This is a genomic window from Emticicia sp. BO119, assembly GCF_013912375.1.
Lineage (GTDB): Bacteria > Bacteroidota > Bacteroidia > Cytophagales > Spirosomataceae > Emticicia.
The window spans coordinates 219,808-245,591 of sequence record NZ_JACETV010000008.1; the positions used below are offsets into that span (position 1 = coordinate 219,808).

Annotated in this window: 22 protein-coding genes; 18 read left to right on the forward strand and 4 right to left on the reverse strand. The window is 37.4% G+C overall.

The window, feature by feature from the left end:
• Positions 1–8: 8 nt before the first annotated feature.
• The 3 genes from H1R81_RS22520 (at position 9) to H1R81_RS22530 (ending at position 2,111) form a co-directional block, all read left to right on the forward strand.
• A complete protein-coding gene (locus tag H1R81_RS22520; RefSeq protein WP_181843007.1) occupies positions 9–602 on the forward strand; it encodes a phosphatase PAP2 family protein in 594 nt (197 codons plus the stop codon).
• 79 nt (positions 603–681) lie between these two features.
• The gene (locus H1R81_RS22525; RefSeq protein WP_181843008.1) at positions 682–1,623 is read left to right on the forward strand and encodes an NADP-dependent oxidoreductase; all 942 of its coding nucleotides are present in this window, start codon (positions 682–684) and stop codon (positions 1,621–1,623) included.
• Between the two features lie 89 nt (positions 1,624–1,712).
• Positions 1,713–2,111: a DoxX family protein gene (locus H1R81_RS22530; RefSeq protein WP_181843009.1), complete on the forward strand. Its 399-nt coding sequence runs from the start codon at positions 1,713–1,715 to the stop codon at positions 2,109–2,111.
• Positions 2,112–2,285: 174 nt separating this feature from the next.
• Here H1R81_RS22530 and H1R81_RS22535 read toward each other — a convergent pair whose 3' ends face one another.
• On the reverse strand, positions 2,286–2,831 hold the full coding sequence (locus H1R81_RS22535; protein WP_181843010.1) for a fasciclin domain-containing protein: 546 nt from the start codon (positions 2,829–2,831) through the stop codon (positions 2,286–2,288).
• Positions 2,832–3,090: 259 nt separating this feature from the next.
• On the opposite strand from H1R81_RS22535, the gene H1R81_RS22540 reads away from it, so the two are divergent.
• The 10 genes from H1R81_RS22540 (at position 3,091) to H1R81_RS22585 (ending at position 12,262) form a co-directional block, all read left to right on the forward strand.
• Positions 3,091–4,032, forward strand: a complete 942-nt coding sequence (locus tag H1R81_RS22540; protein WP_181843011.1) for a YafY family protein — start codon at positions 3,091–3,093, stop codon at positions 4,030–4,032.
• 73 nt (positions 4,033–4,105) lie between these two features.
• A complete protein-coding gene (locus H1R81_RS22545; RefSeq protein WP_181843012.1) occupies positions 4,106–4,645 on the forward strand; it encodes a DinB family protein in 540 nt (179 codons plus the stop codon).
• A gap of 217 nt (positions 4,646–4,862) precedes the next feature.
• Positions 4,863–5,093, forward strand: coding sequence for a DUF4287 domain-containing protein (locus H1R81_RS22550; RefSeq protein WP_181843013.1), 231 nt, complete (start codon positions 4,863–4,865; stop codon positions 5,091–5,093).
• Positions 5,094–5,194: 101 nt separating this feature from the next.
• Complete coding sequence (locus tag H1R81_RS22555; RefSeq protein WP_181843014.1) at positions 5,195–6,031, forward strand: ThuA domain-containing protein; 837 nt, start codon at positions 5,195–5,197, stop codon at positions 6,029–6,031.
• Between the two features lie 187 nt (positions 6,032–6,218).
• A complete protein-coding gene (locus H1R81_RS22560; protein ID WP_181843015.1) occupies positions 6,219–6,620 on the forward strand; it encodes a VOC family protein in 402 nt (133 codons plus the stop codon).
• A 219-nt stretch (positions 6,621–6,839) separates the two neighbouring features.
• Positions 6,840–8,096, forward strand: coding sequence for an asparagine synthetase B (locus H1R81_RS22565; protein ID WP_181843016.1), 1,257 nt, complete (start codon positions 6,840–6,842; stop codon positions 8,094–8,096).
• A 222-nt stretch (positions 8,097–8,318) separates the two neighbouring features.
• The gene (locus H1R81_RS22570) at positions 8,319–8,882 is read left to right on the forward strand and encodes an NfeD family protein (RefSeq protein ID WP_181843017.1); all 564 of its coding nucleotides are present in this window, start codon (positions 8,319–8,321) and stop codon (positions 8,880–8,882) included.
• A 21-nt stretch (positions 8,883–8,903) separates the two neighbouring features.
• Positions 8,904–10,418, forward strand: coding sequence for a flotillin family protein (locus H1R81_RS22575; protein WP_220275290.1), 1,515 nt, complete (start codon positions 8,904–8,906; stop codon positions 10,416–10,418).
• Between the two features lie 204 nt (positions 10,419–10,622).
• On the forward strand, positions 10,623–11,813 hold the full coding sequence (locus tag H1R81_RS22580) for a M20 family metallopeptidase (RefSeq protein WP_181843019.1): 1,191 nt from the start codon (positions 10,623–10,625) through the stop codon (positions 11,811–11,813).
• Between the two features lie 128 nt (positions 11,814–11,941).
• On the forward strand, positions 11,942–12,262 hold the full coding sequence (locus H1R81_RS22585; RefSeq protein ID WP_181843020.1) for a hypothetical protein: 321 nt from the start codon (positions 11,942–11,944) through the stop codon (positions 12,260–12,262).
• A 22-nt stretch (positions 12,263–12,284) separates the two neighbouring features.
• Here the strand turns inward: H1R81_RS22585 and H1R81_RS22590 are convergent, their stop codons facing one another.
• On the reverse strand, positions 12,285–13,103 hold the full coding sequence (locus H1R81_RS22590) for a DUF3298 and DUF4163 domain-containing protein (RefSeq protein ID WP_181843021.1): 819 nt from the start codon (positions 13,101–13,103) through the stop codon (positions 12,285–12,287).
• A gap of 127 nt (positions 13,104–13,230) precedes the next feature.
• Between H1R81_RS22590 and H1R81_RS22595 the strand changes: the two genes are divergently transcribed.
• The 4 genes from H1R81_RS22595 (at position 13,231) to H1R81_RS22610 (ending at position 19,727) form a co-directional block, all read left to right on the forward strand.
• Complete coding sequence (locus tag H1R81_RS22595; protein ID WP_181843022.1) at positions 13,231–14,481, forward strand: hypothetical protein; 1,251 nt, start codon at positions 13,231–13,233, stop codon at positions 14,479–14,481.
• 222 nt (positions 14,482–14,703) lie between these two features.
• A complete protein-coding gene (locus H1R81_RS22600) occupies positions 14,704–15,093 on the forward strand; it encodes a hypothetical protein (protein WP_181843023.1) in 390 nt (129 codons plus the stop codon).
• Positions 15,094–15,104: 11 nt separating this feature from the next.
• The gene (locus H1R81_RS22605) at positions 15,105–18,572 is read left to right on the forward strand and encodes a M4 family metallopeptidase (RefSeq protein ID WP_181843024.1); all 3,468 of its coding nucleotides are present in this window, start codon (positions 15,105–15,107) and stop codon (positions 18,570–18,572) included.
• A gap of 84 nt (positions 18,573–18,656) precedes the next feature.
• Positions 18,657–19,727: a Gfo/Idh/MocA family protein gene (locus H1R81_RS22610; protein WP_181843025.1), complete on the forward strand. Its 1,071-nt coding sequence runs from the start codon at positions 18,657–18,659 to the stop codon at positions 19,725–19,727.
• A gap of 42 nt (positions 19,728–19,769) precedes the next feature.
• Here the strand turns inward: H1R81_RS22610 and H1R81_RS22615 are convergent, their stop codons facing one another.
• Positions 19,770–22,052, reverse strand: coding sequence for a PQQ-dependent sugar dehydrogenase (locus tag H1R81_RS22615; RefSeq protein ID WP_181843026.1), 2,283 nt, complete (start codon positions 22,050–22,052; stop codon positions 19,770–19,772).
• Between the two features lie 183 nt (positions 22,053–22,235).
• Complete coding sequence (locus H1R81_RS22620; protein ID WP_181843027.1) at positions 22,236–24,380, reverse strand: glycoside hydrolase family 97 protein; 2,145 nt, start codon at positions 24,378–24,380, stop codon at positions 22,236–22,238.
• A gap of 345 nt (positions 24,381–24,725) precedes the next feature.
• Here H1R81_RS22620 and H1R81_RS22625 point away from each other — a divergent pair, with 345 nt between their 5' ends.
• Positions 24,726–25,727 (forward strand): glycoside hydrolase family 43 protein, encoded by a 1,002-nt coding sequence (locus tag H1R81_RS22625; RefSeq protein WP_181843028.1) that lies wholly within the window; start codon positions 24,726–24,728, stop codon positions 25,725–25,727.
• Positions 25,728–25,784: the final 57 nt, after the last annotated feature.

The following is a 25,784-nucleotide window of genomic DNA, read 5'->3' on the forward strand; positions in this document are numbered from 1 at the left end:
CACTGACTATGAAAATTTTCTTTAATACAATCCTCACTTTTTTATTATCATTTAGCTTATCTGCACAAACTTTAGATATAAATATTCTTAGAGACATTCATACTCACCGAAATCAAGGCTTAGACCCCACTTTTAAAACCCTCAGCAAAGCTACCTACCCAATTAGTGCTGCTGTTCCGATTGGTATATTCGGAATAGGATTAATCAAAAGGAACAAAGATTTACAAAGGCAGGGTTTAGCTGCAGGGGCCGGATTAGTAGTATCATTAGGTACTTCTTATATTTTAAAGAAAGTAATTGACCGCCCAAGACCCGCTGAAAAATATCCTTTTATACATCCATATATTATTGAAACCGACTCTTCTTTTCCATCAGGGCATACCACAGCCGCTTTTTCAACAGCTACTTCATTGAGCCTCATGGCACGTAAATGGTATGTGATTGTTCCTGCCTACCTTTGGGCAGGCACGGTAGCTTATTCCCGCTTATATTTAGGTGTACATTATCCGAGCGATGTCTTAGCGGGGGCATTGATTGGTGCAGGTTCGGCATGGGCAAGCTATAAAGTAAACCGATGGCTGCAAAAAAAGAGAAAGTATTAATGAATAATGTGCTGGAATTTTAAATTTTCTGAGCACATACATTCATACTAATTTAGCCCCATCAAAAATAATTAAATCAATGAAAGCAATCGTATTAAAAGCATTTGGGAGTGTTGACAATTTCGTAGTAGAAGAACTTCCACAACCAACTATTCAGGATCATGAAGTATTGGTAGCAGTAAAAGCCATAAGTATAAACCCCGTTGATATGAAAACTCGTTCGGGTAAAGCATTGGCAGGAAAACTGAAAGAGGAAAATCCGATTATTCTGGGCTGGGATATTTCGGGTGTAATAACTGAGGTAGGCAACGACGTAAAAGATTTTAAAGTAGGCGACGAGATATTTGGAATGGTTAATTTCCCAGGCAGTGGCAAAGCTTATGCCGAATATGTAGCTGCTCCTGCGGCTCATTTGGCGTTAAAACCTGCGAATATATTGCTTGAAGAAGCCGCAGCGGCTACTCTTGCAGCTTTAACTGCATGGCAGGCATTTAATACCTATACAAAAATTAATCGGGGCGACAGAATATTAATACATGCAGCAGCCGGAGGTGTCGGGCATTTTGCGGTACAAATTGCCAAATACTTTGGTGCATATGTTATCGGTACGGCTTCGGCAGCCAATAAGGATTTTGTATTGAGTTTAGGTGCCGACGAACATTTTGACTATAAATCAAAGCCTTTTGAAGAAGCTATCAGCGATATAGATATTGTATTAGATACCGTTGGTGGCAACAATATTGAACGTTCTTTTGAAGTAGTAAAGAAAGGTGGTACAGTTATTACACTTCCGTCCAACACATCAGAAGGGATTGTTGAGAAGGCCAAAGCGAAAGGTGTTACTGGCTTTCATTTTATGGTACAATCGAATGGAGAGGATATGAAACAGCTGGCTGATTTGCTCGAAAAAGGGATTATTAAACCACATGTATCAGCCGTTTATTCATTAGATGAAATGGGCAAAGCCCATCAGCAAATAGAAACAGGTTCAACGAGAGGAAAGATTGTTATTAAACCCTGATAATGCTTGTTATTGAAGGTGATGCATGATAGATTTGTCTGTCTGTGCCATTTTTATTAATTCTCTGACTCCTCTAACTAACAAATTTTATGATTAACCACTCTCTAACCTTTGTAATATTACGTCTGGCGATAGGTGCAAGTATGTTCTGTCATGGAATTGTGCGTGTGGTAAAACTCCCTAAATTCAGTGCGTGGATGCTTGAAAAATTTGCTAATTCAATGCTACCGGAGGCACTGGTTACGCCGTTCAGTTATGCCCTTCCGATAATTGAATTGGTGATAGGTATTCTCTTATTGATAGGATTATTTACGAGATTAGCCCTGATTATTGGAGGATTTACGATGGTAGCACTAATTTTTGGATCAGGCATGATAGAAGACTGGGGTGCATTACCTTCTCAAATGATTCATACGTTCTTTTTTTCAGTATTACTGTCTTATCTGAACTATAACGCTTACTCAGTAGATAATGCTTTGAAACGATAAATTTGTCTTTGAACTGTAATTTAATTACTTATTGTCTGAACTCTGGTTTAGCTGATTGAATGATTTCATTGATTTTTTGAATTACTGCTCCGCAATTCCTTTTATCTACTCTTAAACTGGTAACACTTAATCAGAGTAATCATACAATCAGCTAAATCAGAGTTCAAGTCCAAATTACTTAGGCATCAACACCGTATCAATCACGTGTATCACGCCATTGCTTTGGTTTACGTCAGAAATCGTCACTTTTGCCATGCCTCCTTTTTCGTCAGTAATCCAAACATTTTTGCCTTTCATCCAGGCAGTTAACGTACCCCCTTGTACGGTGGTCAACATTGCTTTACCATTACCTGCTTTGATTTTTGCCATCAGGTCTTCTGCACTCCACTTACCAGCCACTACATGATACGTAAGAATTTTTGTCAATGTGCTTTTATTCTCTGGTTTCACTAATGTTTCTACTGTTCCTTTAGGTAACTTGTCAAATGCCTTATTGGTGGGTGCAAATACAGTAAATGGCCCTGCACTCTGCAAAGTTTCTACTAAGCCCGCTGCTTTTACAGCTGCTACCAATGTGGTATGGTCTTTAGAATTTACAGCATTTTCAACAATGTTTTTTGATGGATACATGGGTGCTCCACCTACCATTACAGTTTTTTCCTGTGCAAATGAGGCAATAGAAATGAAGGCAGCTATAAAGCTGATTGCTAAAGTTTTCATGGTTACTTCTGTTTTTTTAGATTGATTTATTTATTGTAATATTTTGAATTATATCTCAACTAACGGGATTCCTTTAAACTTGGATTGAAAAGTTATTTTATTTTTTCTTAACATTTTTTTAAGCTCCTCACAATCAATATTTTAGAACTGAATATTTTCTCAAAAATCTTATTATAGGCTTTTTAATGAAGAAAAAAAGAAAATCGCATCAACTTATGTATTTATTTCAGATTTTTGCATAAGTTTTTCACTTATACTTATGAATCGTTTCGATAGAATCACTGCCATCTTAATTCAGTTACAATCGAAAAAAATCGTAAAGGCACAGGATATTGCTGACCGCTTTAATATCAGTTTAAGAACTGTGTATAGAGATGTGCGTTCGTTGGAAGAAGCAGGCGTGCCTATTGTTGGTGAGGCCGGTATTGGCTATTCTATTATGGAAGGCTATCGGCTACCCCCCGTTATGTTTACACGTGAGGAAGCCCGGACCTTTATAACTGCTGAAAAACTAATGGAAACCTTTACTGACCTTTCAACCAAGGCCAGTTATAAATCGGCTATGTATAAAGTGAAAGCTGTATTAAGAAGTGCCGAAAAAGATATGCTCAACAGCATTGAAGAGAACATTGAAGTACGCCAACGGACAACCCCTTTCAATAAATCTATTAATAATACCCTTGAAATTATTCTGAATAGCATTTCTGAAAAGAAGATAGCCAAGATGGAGTATGCCAGTTTTAATTCGAGCGAACCTCTTCAACGCAAAATAGAACCTGTGGGTATTTATCATGAGTTTAATTACTGGTACACTATTGCTTTCTGCCATCTGAGAAACGACTACCGGCATTTCAGAACTGACCGGATTTCTAAGATAGCCTTAACTGATGAATCCTTCAAAAAGGAGCATTATTCGCTGAAAGAGTACCTGGAACGTATGCCTGAAAATGAAAATTTAATAACAGTAGTAATACAGGTAAATAAACCTGCCATGCGTTTTTTGCTCGAACAAAAATATTTTAACGGCTTTGTTTCTGAAACCGATAAAGGCGAAACAATGGAGATGACTTTTCTGAGTGCTTCGCTTGATGTTTTTGCCCGCTGGTATATTACTTTTGCTGATCAGGCCGAAATTTTAACGCCAAAAAGCCTCAAAGACAAGCTAAAAACGATGCTTGCCAATATTTCTTCAAAATTTTAAAAATACTTTTAACCTGCTGACATAGGGCTGTCATTAGCCCCTATTTACTTTGTAGCACTAAACGGAAAAGGCAATGCTACAAGAACTCACAGCAACTACTGACAAAAACATACATACGCATATTAAAGATTATGCTATCTATAATCAGGTAGCGAATAAGAGAATTGTCAGCTGGCTGAAAACCAAACCTACCTATGTGCTTGATGTAGAAGTACCTTCAAGCTCTAATAGTCTTAAGCAAACTTTAGTACATATATGGCAGGTAGAGCTTTCCTGGTTTGCCTGTTTACACAATATTACTACCACCCTCCCTTACGAACAGATTTCAAATGCTTCGGCCGAAGAGATATTCGAGGGTTTGCTGGAGCAATCAGAGAGATTTGCCGATTATACTTTAGAACTTGAAGAAAGAGAGTTGAAAGAGACCACACACGTTTACATACCCAATATTTTAGACTGTGATATTCCACGCTTTGAACTCATACAACTTGCTTTTGACCACAGTACCTACCATAGGGTACAAATTACGAACATCGCCCTTCATATCGGGCTTTCAGATCCACCAATTACCAATTATATGTACTATCTCTCGCGGGAGCGTGCATTAGTTTAAAACTTTTTAGGTGTCTTTAGGGGAATAACCGCTACCAATCCACAACTTTTAAATTCCCTCAACTTTGATTACAATCTGGGTAAACCTTCTCTACGCTTAGCACGTGCACAGAGAGGTTTACCCTTTTTTATGAAGTGTTGTAAGAGTATTTGCATTTCCACTTAATTTGTAATAGTATTGAACAGAATTTATTCGTGCCTATAAAACCATAATAATTATGTCATTCCAAGCATATATTGATAATATTCAAAAGAAAACAGGTAAAACACCTGAAGATTTCAAACAGTTAGCCGAAGAAAAAGGCTTGCTCAAACCGGGGGTAAAAGCTGGTGAAATAGTCGCCTGGCTCAAAGATGACTTTGGCTTAGGACATGGTCATGCCATGGCTATTTATGCAACGCTGAATCCTGCAATGGAAGAAAAGATTAAAGCCAAAGAAAAGAAATAGGATTATTCTTAGAATATCACTTTAAACTCATAATTGCCTGTTTCTACCTAATAGGGCAATAAAACCATAATTTTCAACCAATACCATCTATTTACAAATCCATGATTTCTTTCACGCGTTCAGCCACTCTTATAGTCATAATTTTTTCAGTCGGCCTTTTTACAGGTGCTTTTACGCCAAACAAAAAACCAAAGTTTAAAGTTATTGCCTTTTATACTGCCAAAAATGATAGAGCACATATCAGCTATGTACATGAAGCCAACAAGGGTTTTCTAAAAATGGCTCAGGAAAATAATTTCACTTATGATTCCACGAACAACTGGAGCAATCTGAATACTGATTTTTTGAAACAATATCAGGTTGTACTTTTCTTAGATACCCGTCCGGAAGACCCGTCACAGAGAGAGGCGTTCAGACAATACATGGAAAACGGCGGTGGATGGATGGGCTTCCATTTTGCAGGATTTGCATTGAATAAATCGGCCTTTAATCAGGATTGGGATTGGTATCATAATGAATTTTTAGGGTCAGGCGAATATAGAAGCAATACATGGAGGCCTACCTCAGCAATCTTGAGAATAGAAGCTAAAAAACACCCTGCCATGAAGCACCTACCAGAAACCTTTAAATCGTCTCCCAACGAGTGGTACAGATGGAAAAATGACTTAAAGGCAAATCCTGATATAGAGATTCTGATGTCTATTGATTCCACAAGTTTTCCATTAGGCACAGGTCCAAAACAACATGAAATCTGGCATAGTGGCTACTATCCTGTAGTGTGGACAAACAAAAAGTATAAAATGATTTATGCCAATATGGGGCATAATGATATTGACTACGAAGGCAAAACCAATAAAGAATTATCATTTACTTTCAATAACGAAATCCAGAATAAATTTCTGCTTGATGCACTATTGTGGTTGGGAAGAAAGAAATAATTGAGTGAATAAATTGTCAGAACTGTGATTTTGCTGATTTTTATGATTTCAAGAATGGTTTTTTGAAAAAATAAACTCTCTAATATTAATTTTAGTTATAAAAATAAATCAATGACATCACACAAATCAGCTAAATCATTTGTTCGGACAAAATCACTCAATCACTAATTCACTCAATTGCCCTCATATGAAACAACAAATAGCACATATCTCACTGGTAGTAAATGATTACGACGAAGCAATAGCGTTTTATACTGAAAAACTTCATTTCAAACTCGTTGAAGATACCCCTTTGAGCGATACCAAGCGTTGGGTAATTGTTAGTCCGCCTGGTAGTACTACAGGTTGTAATTTATTATTAGCCAAGGCATCAACAGAGGAGCAGAAAAGCCGGGTAGGTAACCAGACAGGAGGACGTGTATTTTTATTCTTGTTTACAGATGATTTCTGGCGGGATTATAAGAACATGATAGCTAATGAGATTAAATTTGTAAGGCAACCATCTGAGGAAGAATATGGAACAGTGGCAGTATTTGAAGATTTATACGGCAATCTGTGGGATTTTATCGAATCTAAGAAAAGTACATAATTTTAAGCCAAGATGTTAGTTCTAATTCGTTCTTTCTTTTTTTAATCCAATATTACGTATAGCATTTAATATTAAAGTATCCGAAATGCTTTTGTTGTTATGATAAAGTGTTTCACAAAATGCTTCTAAAATATTGGTTATCAGGTCATAAAAAATATATCATCAAAAAATAAAACCTGAAAATTGATTAGTATATTTGATTAAAAAACAGATTGAGTCATGGCAAGAAAACTACTGATTCTACTCTTCTTATTGAGTTTCCGGCAAGGTTTTGCGAACTCAATTCTGGTACCAATGGACGATACCCAGTCTAACCATCTGAAAGCCTATGGTATAGCCTACAACACACTTCAACAGAATACAGAACTTGATTGGCTACTCAACTATCGAGGAGGTAGCTTTTTGTTTGACTATAGCCCTTCTTTAGAAAAAGAATGTCTGGTAAGAGGCGTATCTTTTGAGGTGCTTTCTACAGCCAATGTGCAGGCCATTCTGAGAGAGATTTCCGATCCTGACATAAATATGGAAGTAGTACGCTTATATAAAGCTGCTAAAATAGCTGTGTATTCACCTATTAAAATAAGCCTTTCTAATTTTGAAGATACCGACGCCGTTTTATTGGTGTTGAAATATGCCGAGATTCCTTTTGAAGTAATTTATGATGAAGAAATTATCAGGGGCGATTTAGCTAAATATGATTGGCTCCATCTGCATCACGAAGATTTTACAGGGCAATATGGCCGTAATATCCGCCGCATGTCTGCTTTAGATATGAAAGCGCAAGAAGATATTGCTAAAAGGCTAAAATATTCGAAAGTATCAGCATTGAAATTAGATGTGGCCAAAATGATTAAACTATTCTGCATGGGTGGAGGGTATTTATTTGCCATGTGCTCAGGTGCCGAAACATTAGACATCGCTTTATCAGCAGAAGAAACAGATATTGTAAGCAGCAGATTTGATGGCGATGATATTGACCCTGGTGCGCAATCAAAATTAGATTTTAACAAAACCCTTGCCTTTGAGAATTTCAGTTTGTATTTCAATGATGGTGAAGGTTATGGCTCTATGTCATTTTCTGACATTAATGTGTGGTCAGGCAGATTTGATGATGAATCATCTTCTTATTTTGACCTGTTCGATTTCTCTGCCAAATGGGACGTGATTCCGGCAATGTTAGGACAGAATCATGAGCATCTTATCAGAGAATTTATGGGACAAACCTCTGCTTTTAATAAAAAGACTGTTAAATCTAATGTGCTTGTGATGGGTGAAGGCAAAGAATCGCATCGTTATATCTATGGTGAACTGGGTTTAGGACAATGGGTATTTTATGGAGGCCATGACCCGGAAGGGCGTCGTGGTTTTCACCGGACTCCAACCGACCTGAATCTTTTTCCTCATTCACCGGGTTATCGACTTATTCTCAATAATGTCTTATTCCCATCAGCCAGAAAAAAGAAAAGGAAGACCTGATTAACTATTCGCTTAATAAAAAACTATGCCCCTAATTGAAATCAGACCCCGGTCTGATTTTTTTTTATTTATCTTTGGTGAAAAATAAATATCCAAATAGTTTTTTTACATTTTCCCGGGCTGGTCAAGCCATTTGTCATAAATCATATTCAGCCTTCATGAAAAACGCTTACTTTCGGGTATTGAACTGTTTTTTACTACACATAACCTTAATGAAACCCTATGGAATTTTTTGATAACCTGGAGCCTTTGCTAAGGACTTTCTGGTACATCGCTATCCCTACCAGTTTAATTTTCCTTATTCAGACCATCATGACCTTTGCCGGAGTTGATGCAGCTGATGGAATTGAAGCCGACTTTGATGGAGATTTAGGTCATTCGCATGAACCCTTTCAACTTTTTTCATTTAGAAATCTGATTAATTTTCTGTTAGGATTTAGTTGGACAGGTATTTCTTTTTATAATCTTGTCGGCAACCGTTTTATACTTGCTATTATTGCCTTTCTGATTGGAATTGCATTTGTAGCTGTATTCTTTTTTATCATTCAGCAAATCGGTAAGCTTTCTGAGGATAACTCTTTCCAGATCAGCAATACGGTTAATCAGGTAGGGTCTGTTTATCTGAGTATTCCTGAGCACAAAAGTGGCAAAGGTAAAGTGCAGATAAGTATCAAAGGTACCTTTCATGAATTAGAAGCTATAACTGAAAACGGGAGAATCAAAACTAATGAAACCGTAAGAATCATCGGTATAGAAAACAATACCCTTGTCGTAGAAAAAATTTAACCTTATACACATATGTCTGAAATGTCTTCACCACTTATTATTATTGTTGTGGCTGCTATTGTTCTGTTTGTGACAATCACTGCCCTTATTTCAAGGTATAAAAGATGCCCTTCTGATAAAATTCTGGTTATTTATGGTAGAACAGGAGGAACTTCCGCCAAATGTATTCATGGTGGAGGTGCATTTATCTGGCCAGTTATTCAGGATTACGCTTTTTTAGATCTGAAACCTATCTCAATTGAGGCGAACCTGACCAATGCTTTAAGTCGCCAGAACATCAGAGTAGATGTTCCTTGTCGGTTTACTATTGCTATTTCGACGGAAGCAGATAGCATGAATAATGCTGCTGAAAGATTATTAGGCCTGTCGGCAGAGCAAATACAGGAATTATCAAAGGATATACTCTTCGGTCAGTTACGTCTGGTTATTGCTACTATGACTATTGAGGAAATTAACTCCGACCGAGATAAATTTTTAGATAATATCTCAAAAAATGTAGATACAGAATTAAAGAAAATCGGCTTGAAGCTGATTAACGTAAATGTAACTGACATTAAAGATGAGTCAGGCTATATAGAAGCATTGGGCAAAGAAGCTGCGGCAAAGGCAATCAACGAAGCAAAAGTCAGTGTTGCAGAACAAGAGAAAATCGGAGAAACAGGAAAAGCGTTAGCTGACCGTGAAAGGGATACCCAGATTGCAGAAACCCACAGAGACCGTGATGTAAAGATCGCTATTACCCAGAAAGATCGCGAAATCAGTATTGCATCAGCAGGAAAAGACGAAGCCATTGGTAAAGCAGAAGCAACCAGAGATACGCGTGTGAAAACCTCGGAAGCCAATGCTGTGGCCGTAAAAGGAGAAAACGAAGCTAAAATTGCCATTGCTAATTCGGAAGCACTAAGAAGAGAAAAAGAAGCAGAAGCGCTTCGTATAGCGATTACGGCAGAAAAAGTACAACAGGCTAAAGCACTTGAAGAAGCCTACTTAGCCGAGCAAAAAGCCGAGTTAGCACGTTCTGAAAGAGAGCGTTCTACTCAGATTGCCAATATTGTGATTCCGGCGGAAATAGCCAAACAAAGAGCCATCATCGAGGCCCAGGCAGAGGCAGAAAGAATCAGAGAAAGTGCCAAAGGGGAAGCCGACGCTATTTATGCCAAAATGGAAGCCGAAGCCAAAGGTTTGTTTGAAATATTGACTAAACAAGCTGAAGGTTATAGAGAAGTTGTAGCTGCTGCAGGAGGCGATCCAACAAAGGCCTTCCAATTACTTTTGATTGAAAAACTACCGGAATTGGTTAAAACACAGGTGGAAGCCGTTAAAAATATCAAGATTGATAAAATTACTGTTTGGGATTCAGGCAATGGCACAAATGATAATGGGAGTTCTTCTACTGCCAATTTTGTGTCAGGTATGATGAAAACTGTACCGCCATTGAACGATTTATTTAATATGGCTGGTCTTAATTTACCTACTTATCTGAAAGGAGAGGAGAAACCAGAGGTGCCTAAAGAAGACCCTAAAGCCAAAAAATAAATTTATTTTCTCAAAAATTATGATAGTGTTATCTTTCAATAATGAGCGGTAACACTATTTTTTGTTAAAAATTATGGTAGAAAAATATTCTATACGTATCTTAGCAGTCCGATTAAAAAAATGAATCATTTTTTACTAAATCGTCATTATTTTTGAGAAAATGACTGATTTTGATACTATACTGTTTACCAAAGAATATTGCGCATGTCTATTGACTCAAAAATAAAACGTTTAGCTAAGGAATTTGCTTCTGAAACTATTGCTAATCGTCGTTATTTGCATACAAACCCCGAACTTTCTTTTCAGGAATATAATACTGCACGTTTTGTAGCTCAAAAACTTAAAGATATTGGTCTAAGTCCACAGGAAGGCATTGCCAATACCGGAGTTGTAGCCCTTGTTGAGGGCAAAAATTGTGAAAGTAAAGTAATCGGGTTAAGAGCTGATATGGATGCTCTGCCTATTTTTGAGAAGAATGATGTTCCTTATAAATCTATTAATGAGGGTGTGATGCACGCTTGTGGACATGACGTGCACACTTCCTCTTTGCTTGGTACCGCAAAAATTTTACATGAGCTACGTGAAGAATTTGAAGGAACGGTCAAGCTGGTTTTTCAGCCAGCCGAGGAAAAAGCACCAGGTGGGGCTTCTATTATGATTAAAGAGGGAGTATTAGAAAATCCTGCTCCTGCTGGTATGATAGGGCAACACGTAGCACCTAATATTCCGGTTGGAAAGATTGGTTTCAGAGAGGGAATGTATATGGCTAGTACTGATGAGTTATATATGACCATTAAAGGCAAAGGTGGCCATGGTGCTATGCCCGACCAGTTGATAGACCCTGTGCTGATAGCCTCACATGTAATTGTTTCATTGCAGCAGATTATTTCCCGTAACCGTAAGCCGGCTAATCCTTCAGTATTGTCTTTCGGAAGATTTATTGCTGATGGAGTAACCAATGTTATTCCGAATGAAGTAACGATTCAGGGGACATTCCGATGTATGGATGAAGAATGGCGAGAAGATGGCCTACGTCGCATGAAAAAAATGGCAGAAGGCATTACGGAAGCGATGGGCGGCATTTGTGATTTTGAGGTAGTAAAAGGGTATCCTTTCCTGAAAAATCATCCTGAATTGACCCGCCGCTTGAAAAATGAGGCCATTGAATATATGGGCGCAGCAAATGTAATTGACCTTGATTTATGGATGGCAGGCGAAGATTTTGCTTTTTACTCACAAGTAGTAGATTCCTGTTTTTATAGATTAGGTACTCGAAACGAAACCCGTGGAATCGTTTCAGGCGTACATACACCTACTTTTGATGTTGACGAAACTGCACTTGAGATAGGTCCCGGGCTGATGTCATGGTTAGCTATCCGTGAATTAGCCCAATAATAATACGTAGAGTATTTTTAAATACTCTGCCCATATAACTTTTGTTTAGAAACTTTTGCTCGTATAAAATTATGCCCTTAAACTGCTCCTATTTACTTTATCAACTGTAAAAGTTATAGTAAAAGTTTATGAAAATTATAATCATCCTATTACAAGTATTGGGAGCCATTACTATATTTCCCTGGTTCTCAATGGCAGGTCTATCATTTATTGTTTTAAAGCCTTCTAAATCTTTAAAGAAGCACCTTCCCATACTTCTTCTTATAGCTGTGTTTGCCTATCCATTAATTATGGGTAGCAGTTATTGGTGGTCATGGACAAATTTCTTTGAGGGTTACCCTAAAAGAGCTATTTTCTTTAGTTGCTTACCACTCATTATTTTCGGTATTGCCTATTTACTCATTGCTAATCTGACTGACTTTATAGAGAAAATCAGAACAAAAAAATGAGGTACATGAATGCACCTCATTTTTATTTTCCCGCGTATTTTTCTACTACAATACCTTTCAGTTCTTGCCAGGATATATCAAGAATAATCATTCCACGAGCATATGAAGCCACTTCATAAGGATTATATAATAGGCGTAAGCCTTCTTTAGTGATGGCTATATTATGTGGCAAAATGAATTTATTTTCAGGAAAAAAGTAATCTTCCATTCTAAATTCTATACCACTTTCTTTGGCCATTTCGGCTTCCTCAGTTTTGAATTTTGCTTCTGCCAATTTATTCAAAGCTACTGTATCTTTTACTATCTCCTGCGTTGTCAACAGTTTTCCAGAAACAGCATCAAAATTATAGAAAGAAGTATTATAATTACCATGAGCTCCACCAGTATAAGTAGATTCATTATAATACAATGAAATGACATTTGATGAAATCCATAAGGTATCACCTAAGGCTTCATACGTGTAAACCATATTAGGAACGTCAGGCATTTCTTTTTGTGCATCTGACACACTTTTAAAGAAGCTCTTTGCTGCATCTACGAGATTATTTGCGATCTTTCTGTTACCCTCAGGATCAGATATTCCCGAAAGCCCTTCTATTGGTAAGGCTTCCATAAATGCGTTGATTTTAAGTATTACAGAGTCATTACCTCCTGTAAGTTTAGGGTAGGTTATATCTATTGAGGATATTAGTGTATCGCCTTCTGTAGTAATATAAGGAGTACTTTCCTGTTTAAAACTAACACTATCTACTGCAATAGAATCATTCGTAGTAGTCTCTTTATTTGTTTGGCAGGCTGAAATAGCCCCTGCTAAAACCATTAAGTAAATTATTCTTTTCATTTATCAGAAGTTTGTTTGCCAAATATAAAGGTTTCTTTAATCTTGCTGATAGAATATAAAACAAAATGCTGAAATTTGAGGACTCAAAAAGCTATCAGGCATTGCTCGTATAAACAAAACTTACGGAATGAAAATCTTTCAAAGACTAAGCGATAATTCTTTACCTATACAATGGCATCATCTTTTATTTTATATTCTATTAGTAGCAATTATCCCACATACAGGTTTTTGGTTTGATTTAAACAATGACTGGCCGCGCTGGTCTTATTATGCTTTTGAGCATGGGTTAAGCCAGATTTATAATTCTGACACCAACTATATGCCCTTTTATCTGCATGGATTGTATTGGTTTGGCAAATTACAAGGCAGCAAAGACCTGATTTACGCGAATAGTTATCAGCTTAAATACTTCTTTTTATTATTTGATTTTGGCTGTGCCTTGTCTTTAGCCTGGGCATTACGAAAATACTATTCAGTCAAGTTTGTTGAATATTTCTTATTGTTCAATTTGGGTTATCTGTATTGTACCGTTATCTGGGGGCAGTTAGATAGTGTACCTACCACCATAGTCGTTTTAGGAATTATCTGTCTTTATGAACGGAAAATGCTTTGGGGGGCTTTCTTTTGTACGCTCTCTATTTATGTAAAATTACAGGCCATTATTTTTGTTCCTTTTTTCCTGATTCTTTTAGTCTATCAGTTCTCTCAGAAATTTGATAAGTGGCTTTTGCTGAAAATGCTGGGCATCTCTTTGCTCACTCAACTCTGGTTATTAAGTCCGTTTATATGGGGAGGCACATTCTGGAATTTCGTTAAGGTAGTCAGAGAGTCGGTAGGATTTTTCCCAAGAGTGTCCTGGAATGCCTATAATTTATGGTATCTGCTGATTCAGGAAGACCCCACTTTGCTAAATGATACGCTAACCTTTGCAGGGCTAACCTATAAAAAATGGGGCTTTTTATTATTCTTCAGCTTATCTGCGCTGGTATTTATACCCATCTTATTCAGGACATATATTTTAGTATGGTTCAAAAAAATAGCAGATGCTGACTACTATGCTTTACTATGGCTTACTGCCGCCACCATAGCAACCTTATTCTTTTTTGTGAATACACAAATGCACGAGAGGTACTCCTACCCTGCTATTGCTTTGTATTTTGCTTATGCTCTTACGAGCAATCAGTATTCCCTTTTTGCACTAATTTCGGTAGCTCATTTAGCCAATGTTGATGGTATGAATAAATATTTTGGGCTGAATCCGTTTAAACCTGAATATACTGCCTTGCTATTCGGCTTGATTTTAATTATTTCATTCATTAAGCTATTTTTGCAGGCAAAAAATATGCGATTAGAATATACAAACCAAGTTGGTGTGTAAAGTATTGTTATTTATTTAAATTGTTTCATAATTACTGACAAATACATTTTCATCTAAATATATTTGAAAAATTTATACATTCAAAATAGTCAATTTTAACAAATAATACAAAATAAATTAATTATTCTATAAATACTGATTTTACAATTAAAACTAATGTTTCAGAAAATATTGAAAAATATAAACATTATTCCCTTATCATTTTTAATTATACTCCTATGTATGTTAAATTCATGTGCCAAAAAACACAACCCTCTAAACTATACCGGGAGCCAGTTAATTTTTGGTAGCGGTGGCGGTTTTGCTAATCAGGTTAATGAATACAGGCTATTAGAAAATAAGCATTTGTTTTTTAGAAAAAATAATGATTCTAAGTTTACGGATTTAGGTAAACAAAAGGCTAAAACCGTAAAAGAGCTATTTGAAACATCGGAAATGCTGTTTCATGAAACTAACGGTTTCAACAAACCCGGTAATATGTATTATTTTGTGAGGCTACAGAAAGAAAATCAGACACAATCTTTGGTTTGGGGCAAACCTGATAGCCAAGTGTCTGAAAAAACCAGAGAATTATACAAAAATTTGATGAATTTAGTACCTTTGAATCAATAAACGTACCTATTATGAGACTAACCTTTATTCTATTATTATTTATCACTACCTCTGCCATTGCTCAAAAAGGATTTGAGCGAAAGCTCAAGTTATCTACAGATAAAAATCATGTACCTAAAGGAGATTTTTTAGAAATTCAAGGCGAAAGAACAGATAAAAACACCCGACAGCTAAACCCTAAAGGCCTTTCGACCAGACTTATCAATAAATATAAAGTTACTAAAGATCCTGAGACAGGCAGAGTACTAATGATTGAGAATTTCTCAAATCAGGATAATAAAGCACGTTTAAGCGCACAGGCCTTAGCAACTAACTTTTTAGCGGAGGTAAAAGCAACCCTACAAATAGAAGACCCGAATCAGGAATTAGTAATACAAGCTACTGAAACTGATGAAATTGGAATGACCCATATGCAATTACAACAGAAGTATAAGAATATACCCGTATATGGTGGCGAGATTTGGCTTCATTCAAAAGATAACAAAATACAAACACTCAACGGGCGACATTTCCCTACTCCGAAACTGGTATCTGTCCAACCTCGCCTTACAGAAGCTAAAGCCATAGATATAGCAATGGCAGATGTATCTAAGAAATCAATTGTACAAAAAACCATAAGCAATGGGTTTATCAAGCAAGATCATTCTTCTGAGTTGTTAATTTATTATGCAGATGAAAAAGGCGTAGATGCGAGGCTTACTTACTACTTGACCATCAGACCGAATATATTAGAGCGGTGGGTATATTTTGTTGATGCCAATAGCGGAGAAATTCTTAGGAAATTTAATCATACCTGTGCATTAGACGGTCCTTTTACTGCTAATGCCAAAGACCTGAACAACGTTACACGCACCCTTAATATACAGCAATTCGGAGGTACTTATTACATGATTGATACTCAAAGACCCATGTACAATATAACTACCTCAAAGTTGCCAGATACTCCTGTAGGGGGTATAATGACTATTGATGCAAAAAATACACCCTCTAATAATACCAAATATTCGCACATTGTATCAAGCAGTGGCACCAGTTGGAATACTACCTCTGTTTCGGCGCATTATAATGCAGGCGTTTGCTACGATTTTTACCGTAAAATCTTCAATCGCAACTCATTAGACGGCAAAGGAAGTACGATTATCTCTGTAATCAATATTGCAGATGAAGATGGCAAAGGTATGGATAACGCCTATTGGAATGGGGCCTTTATGGGTTATGGAAATGGTCGTGATTTTTTCAAACCTTTGGCAGGAGCATTGGATGTAGCGGGTCATGAAATGACACATGGTGTAGTTGAAGCGTCTGCCCGTCTGGAATACCAGAACCAATCTGGTGCTTTGAATGAGTCTTTTGCTGACATTTTTGGAGCAATGATTGACCGGGACGACTGGACAATGGGGGAAGAAGTAGTTAAACCCGGGGTTTATCCTTCTGGAGCTTTGCGCAGTTTACAAAATCCCAATCAAGGTGGCAAAAGTGCTCGTGGTTATCAGCCTAAAATTATGTCTCAATATGAGTACTTAGAAAATACCGAAGAGGAAGACAATGGTGGTGTGCATGTAAACAGCGGTATCCCAAACTATGCTTTTTACTTGTTTGCTACTAATGCCTCAGTTGGTAAAGATAAAGCTGAGCAGGTATATTACAGGGCGCTAACCAAGTATCTGACCCGTACATCTAAATTTGTAGATGCACGATTGGCAGTAGTAAAAGCGGCTGCCGACTTATATGGTGCTAATTCAGCAGTTGAGAATGCAGCAAAAGCAGCCTTTGATGGTGTAGGTATCGCTGACCCATCGGGTAATACTGGTACTCCTACTCCTAATCCGACTCCACAAACCATTCCTGTCAATAATGGTGGTGATTTTATTCTGGTGTTTGACCCCACAGATGATAAACTCTATAATGCTAAAACTACTGATACGCAATTTAAGGCAATTTCGTCAAGTGGTTGTTTAAGCAAACCAAGTATTACTGACGACGGACAATATGCTTATTTTGTAGGAAAAGATAAAAATATCCGTAGGATTGCTCTTTCAGGTACCTTTAAAGAAGATAAACTGACCAGTGATGCCGTTTGGGATAATGTAGCGATTTCTAAAGATGGCAAGAGAGTAGCCGGATTAACCAATGAGGAAGAACCGTATATGTATGTATTTGACCTTGAAAACAATGGCAAAAGTGCCAAATTCAAATTATATAACCCTACCTACTCTTCAGGTGTAAGTACTGGAGAAGTGCTTTATGCTGATTCGTTTGAATGGGATTACTCTGGTGAGATTATCATCTATGATGCCTTCAATAGCCTTAGTAGTGTATCGGGAACAATAGAGTATTGGGACGTAGGCCTGATAAGAGTATGGGACGTAGCTAAAAAAACATTTGGTGATGGGAAAATCGAAAAACTCTTTACAGATTTAGAAGAGGGGGAAAGTATCGGAAACCCTTCTTTATCAAAAAACACACAAAATGTGATAGCGTTTGACTATTATACGTCTGAAGAACCTGACACTTATTATCAGATAGGTGTTGATATAGAGAATAATGATGTTGATATTATCAACGAAAATAATGATATTGGTTATCCTGGGTATTCTCGATTAGATGACAAATTACTCTTTAATGCAAAAAAAGGTAATCAGGAAATTGTAAAATATATCAATTTAGATAAAAACAAGATTTCTCCGTCAGGTAGTGCACAAGAATGGTTGACGGATGCTAAGTGGGCCGTTTGGTATTCGCAGGGTAGTAGAACCTTACCTACTAAAACCGACCAGACCGTTACATTCGGTGCAATATCCGACAAAATTCCAGGTGCTTCTTTTACTCTTACAGCTACTGCCAGCTCAAAATTACCTGTCCAATATGCTATTGAATCGGGAGATGCAATCGTTAATGGCAGCAAGATAACATTGGGAACTAAAGCAGGGAAGGTAAAAATTCAGGCATTTCAGGTGGGTAGCAATCAATTTAATTCGGCAAGTGCGTCACAAACTTTCTGTATAATACCTACAACACCAAAAATAACAGTAAGTGGTAACAACCTTGTAGCCTCGGGTGGTACAAAATACCAGTGGTATCTTGATGGTGCCGCTGTAAATGGTGCTACGCAGTCGACTATTACTCCGACCAATGCAGGTGGTATATACACTGTAAGGTCTCTCACAGACGATGGTTGTGCCAGTGCTTTATCGACAGCCGTTGAGGTAAAAGCTGCCATTTTAGGTACTGAATCAGACGAGCACATTAAAGTAAGTATTTATCCGAATCCTGCCAGCGATGAACTGAAAATTGAATTGCCTGCTGGTATTGTTTTCAAAGAAGCCACATTTTACTCGCCAAATGGGGTCAAAGCAATGCAGGCAAGCAAGCTATCATCCAATAATTCGTTCAATATAAGTCAACTGGCTAAAGGTTTGTATATTTTAAAAATAGAAACCTCGCAAGGTAGTTTGTCGAGAAAAATTGTAAGAGAATAATCAATAAAATTTAACATAACTTTGTATCGGCAGTTTTTTTATCTGCTGAATTTTGTACAACCCTAAAATAGTATATCAAAACTTATGAGTCCGATTCGTGTATTAGTAGTTGGTTGTGGAAATATGGGGGCTTCGCATGCCATAGCATATCATACCAATGATGGATTTGAAATCTGCGGAATTGTATCCACCGGAAAAAGCAAAGAAGTATTAAACGAACGTTTAGGGGGTGGCTATCCTCTATTTTCAGATTATGAAGAAGCCCTTGTAGCTACTAAACCCGATGCCGTTTGTATCTCGACGTATCCTGATACTCATGAAGCATTTGCTATCAAAGCTCTTGAAAGCGGGGCACACGTATTTATAGAAAAACCATTGGCTGATACAGTAGAAGGTGCTGAGAGAGTTGCTGAAGTGGCAAGGAAAACAGGTAAAAAGGTAGTAGTAGGTTATATCTTACGCCATCATCCTTCATGGGAAAAATTTGTAGAGCTATCACACCAGTTAGGCAAACCCTTAGTGATGCGCATGAACCTGAACCAACAAAGCCATGGCAATATGTGGGATGTGCATCGAAACCTGATGAAAAGCCTGAGCCCTATTGTTGATTGTGGCGTGCATTATATTGATGTGATGTGCCAGATGACCCGCTCAAAACCATTGCAGGTCACGGCTATCGGGGCAAGATTAACCAATGATATTGCTACCACTAACTATAACTATGGTCAATTACAAATCAGGTTTGAGGATGGTTCAGTAGGTTGGTATGAAGCAGGTTGGGGGCCAATGATGAGTGAAACAGCCTTTTTTGTTAAAGACGTTATAGGGCCTAAAGGATGTGTGTCGATTGTAGCAAAAGAAGCTGGTGGCAGCGGAAAATCTGATAATGTTGATTCTCATACCAAAACAGAATCTTTACGTTTTCATCACGCAGACATTGATGCCAACAATCAGTTTACAAAAGAAGACACATGGATTAATCTGACAGACGAACCTGATCATCAGGAGCTTTGTAACAGAGAACAACGTTATTTTCTGAAATCGATACAGGAAGATATTGACCTGACAGATCACGTTCAGGACGCAGTAAACAGTTTAAAAATCGCCTTTGCCTGCGACGAATCGGTACGAACCGGGCAAGTAGTACATTTATAAATCCTAAAAGCCGGATAGCATAAATGTTATCCGGCTTTTTTATCACTCCTTATATATCCTGAAAATCTTATTCTTATCTCCGAACGTGACATTCAGGATATAAATACCTGAACTCTGATCTGATAAATCTCTATTAATCTGCTCTTTAAGATCTCTCCAATACCCCTCCCGCTCGCTGATTACCTGCCCTGTATTCCTCAATAATATTAGTTTAATCAGATGGTTATCCAAATCGTTACTTGCCATTAATTCAATCGCATTTTTAGTAGGATTAGGGTACACACTCAATATTACAGGCTCAGGATCAGGATCAGGATTAGATATTGAATCACCTGGGCAAAGAGGTTTAATATCTTTATCATAAGTGGTGTTTAAACCTAATGGATCTGTTACGATCAGGCTTATCCGATAAAAATAAGTCTGGCTATCGCAGGGTACTTGCCCTAAAACTACCTGCCCTTCTGATTTTCTGAAACTATTAACAAAATGTGTATGCTCTTCATGATGCAATACAACAACCCATTGATAAGATAAATCTGTTTGCTCCTTATCTGTTACATTAGCTGTCAGATTGACTTTAAAATCTTCAGCATTATTAAATGAATTAATATTATCTATGCTTGTGCTTACAATTGTCGGAGGAGTGTTATTAAGATAAATTTTAAAAGTCTTCGAATCCGACTTCCCTTCATTGTCAGTAACTTTTAATATAGCCGTAAATATCTGTGGCTCGGTTGATACAGCTACATAAATATGCGTAGGATTAGGTAAATCTGAACTTTTGCCGTCACCAAAATCCCAGAAAAACGTTAATGGACCATTCTCAGGATCTCTCGAATTACTGGCTGTAAAATTAACCGTCAGCGGACTGGTTCCATACACTGGTGCTGCTTCTGCTACAATTACAGGTCTTAGATTAGCGTTAGGATTAAAAGACAACCTTCTGACTTCATGAATGTCAGGATATAGATAACTAACATAATAAATACTACCGTCAACCGGATTCAAGGCAAAGCAGGTAGGATTTACCCTGTCAGTAAAATCTATTACTTCTACCGGATTATTTTTTTCGTCCAGACGGAATGCCTTTACCCAACCTTCATAATCACCCTGAAAATAAAGATTCCGATAAGCCTCCGGGAAAGTTGTCATGTTATAGAATATTCCGCCGATAGAAGAGTTTCCTGAAAAAGGATTTCCTTTAAACTGAGCAGACCCAACACCATAAACCTCACCATCAACTAAGGCTTGTGCCAATGGCCCGCGCCATTCGATAATAGGCAAAACAGGAGTAGTAGGTTTGTAGACAGGATTATTGTATGACTCATTTGTATAACTGATTCCCTCATATAAAGGCCATCCAAAATTCTGCCCGCCTCTGCTTATAATGTTAATTTCTTCGCGATGACTCCACCCAACATCTCCTGCAAAGATTGTTCCCGGATTACCATCTGCCGGGTTAGTACTCCCCGTATTGGGTTGAACTGTAAAACGAAAGGGATTACGTAAACCATAAGCCCAGATACGCGATTTTGCAGAACGAGGATTGCCAGCTTCATAAAAGGGGTTAGAAGTCAACCCGTTACCAGTGGCAGGGTCAATCCTTAGTATTTTTCCATTTAGAGAGTTCAATACCTGGCTTCGGTACGCATTTACATTCTGATCGGCAGTAATGATACCTACTGATACTGCCTCTAAAAACCACGGGTTCTGACTATCATTGCTTGGGGGTTCGCTGGCAAGAGCTGCGTCACCTGCCGTAACTAATAAGGTACCATCTTTACCAAATACCAATGAACCTACTCCATGATTATCTACCAAAATCGGAATACCGGTGGTTATGCTCTCTCCTAATAGTATCTTCCGGCTATTTTCATCAACTGTTTTGAATCCATCTGTTTTATTGAGGGTGTATCGGGTTAACCGACCTATTGTTGTCTTAAAACCATCAGCATTCGTAGAATCATAGGCTGGCGTGCCAAAATAAAGCACATGATGCCTCTTTACAGCATATAGCAGGTAAATATAGCCGTTGTTCAGAAAATCTGGGTCAAGTGCTACACCATTCAGCCCATGATCGTTAAAATCTAATACTTCTTTGCTGATATCAATAATTGGTACGGGATTTTTCACTCCATTTTCAACCATAAAAATCTTACCTGCTTTTTCCCATACGTACATACGCCCTTGTTTATCAAAGGTCAACCCAACAGGAATATTCCAATGATCTGAAATCTGTTCATCCACAAAACCTGTAGGTTGCGCAAAACTCAGCCGGCAAAAAAAGAACGAGAAAAAAAGGAGACAAAAGAATGGTTGTTTCATAGCTGTTGTTGTGAATACATTCAATAAAAGTATTTTTTAGTCTATAAATATAACGATTTAAAGGCTTGATACCTTGTATTATGTTTATGACTGCCTTTTCATAGAAATGGTTTGATAACAACGTGATTAAATTTTGTGCACTTTATTTTTCACTTTCCTGAATAACGATTCATAGGTTAAGATTTAATCGGCACATCCCCCTATTTTAGCATTAAAAGTTGCACCAGGTTTTACTTCAAATCCTATTATTAAGTCAATTGATTTCCCTGCATCATAAATCACCTTTCTGTCAGGCACAATCTCTACAGAAGATGTTATTTTATCTGAAACTTTGTATTCATCTAATAAATCATTGGTTGTATTAGTAATTGTATATGCTTCCTGACAGCTTTTTCTTTCCAAGACAATTACAAATCCACCATAAGGTTTCATTACTTCGTTGATATTGAGGGAGGTTTGAATATTAGCATTCGTTTCAGACGAAACAATGTGTCTTGGGGTATCTCCATCCTTCAGCGTTTGCTTTAAGTATTCTCCGTTCTGAATAAGTGAAAAATTGAGATTGATTACTTTTTCAGCGTTTAAGCCATTGATGCCTGAGATATACCAGTTTTCTCCTTTTCGTCTTGCCATAATTACATGAGTACCTGGATAGCCATCAATCAGATGAGTCTCGTCCCAGGTTGTCGGAAAACCCTGTACTATCTTTTGTGCAATGGGTGATAAACTTAAATAACCCTCTGCTTTATCTACTAAATGAGTTTCTCCTGATTCAAAAGTATTCAATAAGGCTATTTCATGTACATCGGTGGTATAATGCTCTACTCCACGAAATTCTCCAATAATTACAGGGGTATAATCCATAGATCCGACAGCATTGCGAGTAAAGGGTAAGATTGTATGATGCTCTGGTGCTTTCTGTCTGAAACTGTTTCCGTCAAAAATGTATGCCTCTGCCCCTTTTACAGCCTCCATTGTTACTAAATTAGGATAGGTTCTCTCCCAACCTTTAGGCGATGTACTCCCATGAAAATTTACCATTAACTGAAAATCGGCAGCGTCTTTTAGTATGTCTATATATTGTTTAATTACCTCTTGCTTGTCACTCTGAAAGAAATCTATCTTGACCCCTTTTACTCCCAGATTTTTTATTCGCTGAAACTCATTTCTTCTTGTTTGCCTGTCATACATCAGGTCTCTTGGTTGGGCATCTATCTGATTGTTTGGCCCTCCTGAATTATACCAGAGCCAAATTTTCACATCCTTTGTATTAGCATAATCAATAATGTCATCAATGTTTCCACCATTGCCCATTTTATTCCAGTCGACATCTACCAGAAAATAGGGTAATTTAAAATTTGAGGTAAAATCAATAAAATCTCTTGTTGCAACAAAATCAGTAGGGCTATAGAGGTTCGACCACCAGCTCCATGCCGATAAACCAGGCTTAATCCATGAAATATCTGCAATAGTAGACGGTGCACTTAAATGACTCACCAAATTAGACTCTACGATTACTTTATTCTCTTTCCCTATCATAATTACTCGCCATGGCATTATCCAGGGTAGACTTGATTTAGCAAAATTGACAAACCCATTGCCATCGTTCTGGCTGGGTGGAGCTAACCTGAAGGTACCGTTGCCGGAATAGGCATCTAAATGGCTGGCAAAGAAATTATCATGTAAATCTGCTTCTGTTAGCAAAAGCCAGAATTTTGAAGTTCTGAACAAAGCAGGGAGAGCCGATTGAGCCAAGACAGGTTGGCTTAATGCAGTACCATTGCTAAATGTTTTTTCATATACTGGCTGAAAATCCGGTAATTCCTGTATCCAGGCGTTCCCATCGGTGGGTAGCTGAAACGTCGTGTTTTCGTTTGTTACGTAATACTCATCACCCGATGTTTCAGGAAATACGTATCTGAAGGCTATCCCATCATCATATGCCCGAAAAACCACATCCATCAGCTTGTTATTGATTTTAAAGCTGAGTGTCATTTCGTTAGCATGGTTTCTGAGATTCAGTTTTTTACCACTGGCATTTGTATAATTCTCATCTATGATTTGGGTAGAACTCCCTTCAAAACTAAAGTTGTTGATGAAAAGCTCGTCCATTCTGCGTACGCCTAAATCTGATTGATTGACAACAGCATCAACTGTTGCGTTTTCAATATACTCTACATAATAAATCAGGTTTTTATCAGGCTGTTTCAACTCAACAGTCACCTTAATCTTGGTATTAGGCGATGAAACACTCCAGCTTTGGCCAATGGTTTTAAGAGAAATAAGAAAGAGAATACTTAATAAAAAAAATAGAAGTCTGTTTTTCATAGAAGAAATTAAATTTTTCAACCTTTATTATCCAAATTAGCCCAAGATAAATGGCTAAGCATCTGTAAAACAATAGATACTTTACCAAACTTATGGGCTGATACTTTGAGAATGCAGGTAAATCCTTAACAAATTTAGTAATGCTAATTTTAGGCGACGCCACAACTTAGTGAATACAATTAAAGTTTAATGAATCTTTACTGATTTAGCAGGATTAGAAAACTTTTATTAGTATAGCAAACAATGGTAAAGATACCTAAAATTTTAGAATTAAATATAAAGTTTCTTTAGTACAAGAAAGGCTGATATATTTACGTAATCAAATATTATCAATCCTCAAATCACATGATACTTAAAACATTGTTCAACCCCACTTCTAAAACCTTATTATTCAGTTTTTTACTATTATCGGTTTATCTACAGTCTAACGCACAAGAAAAAAAAACAGCTGGGAATCCTGTCTTTCAAGGTTGGTACGCTGATCCGGAGGGAACTATTTTTGGCAAAAAATACTGGATATACCCGACTTTTTCTGCACCGTATAGCAAACAGGTATTTTTTGATGCGTTTTCCTCACCTGATTTAGTCAACTGGACAAAACATAACAGGATTCTGGACACGGCCAGTGTAAAATGGGCAAAACGAGCGATGTGGGCACCTTCGATTATTGAAAAAGACAAGAAATATTACCTTTTTTTCGGAGCAAATGATATTCAGAGCGATAAGGAATCAGGAGGAATTGGTGTAGCTGTGGCCAGTAAACCCGAAGGTCCTTATGAAGATTATCTGGGAAAGCCACTGGTTGATAAATTTCATAATGGTGCACAACCGATAGACCAGTTTGTGTTTAAAGATAAAGGTGAATATTACTTGATTTATGGCGGTTGGAGACACTGCAATATTGCCCATCTAAAAAAAGACTTCACAGGTTTTATCCCGTTTAAAGATGGCAATATTTTTAAGGAAATTACTCCTGACAATTATGTTGAAGGGCCTTTTATGTTTGAAAAAGAAGGCAAATACTATTTCATGTGGTCGGAAGGTGGCTGGACAGGCCCTAATTATAGTGTAGCTTACGCCATTGCTGATTCACCTTTCGGGCCATTTAAGCGTATTGGTAAAATTCTGCAACAAAATCCTGAAATCGCTACTGGCGCAGGGCATCATTCGGTAATTCATGATCCTAAAAGCAAGGATTGGTATATTGTGTACCATAGAAGACCTTTAGGAGAGAAAGACGGTAATTCAAGAGTAACCTGTATTGATAAAATGTACTTTGATGAACAAGGGTTTATCAGTCCTGTTATCATTACCAATGAAGGGGTTGAAAAGAGTAGTATCAAGTAGTTTATTATTTATAATGATTATGAATTATTAAAAAAAAGTCAAAAAAGGCGCTTTTGG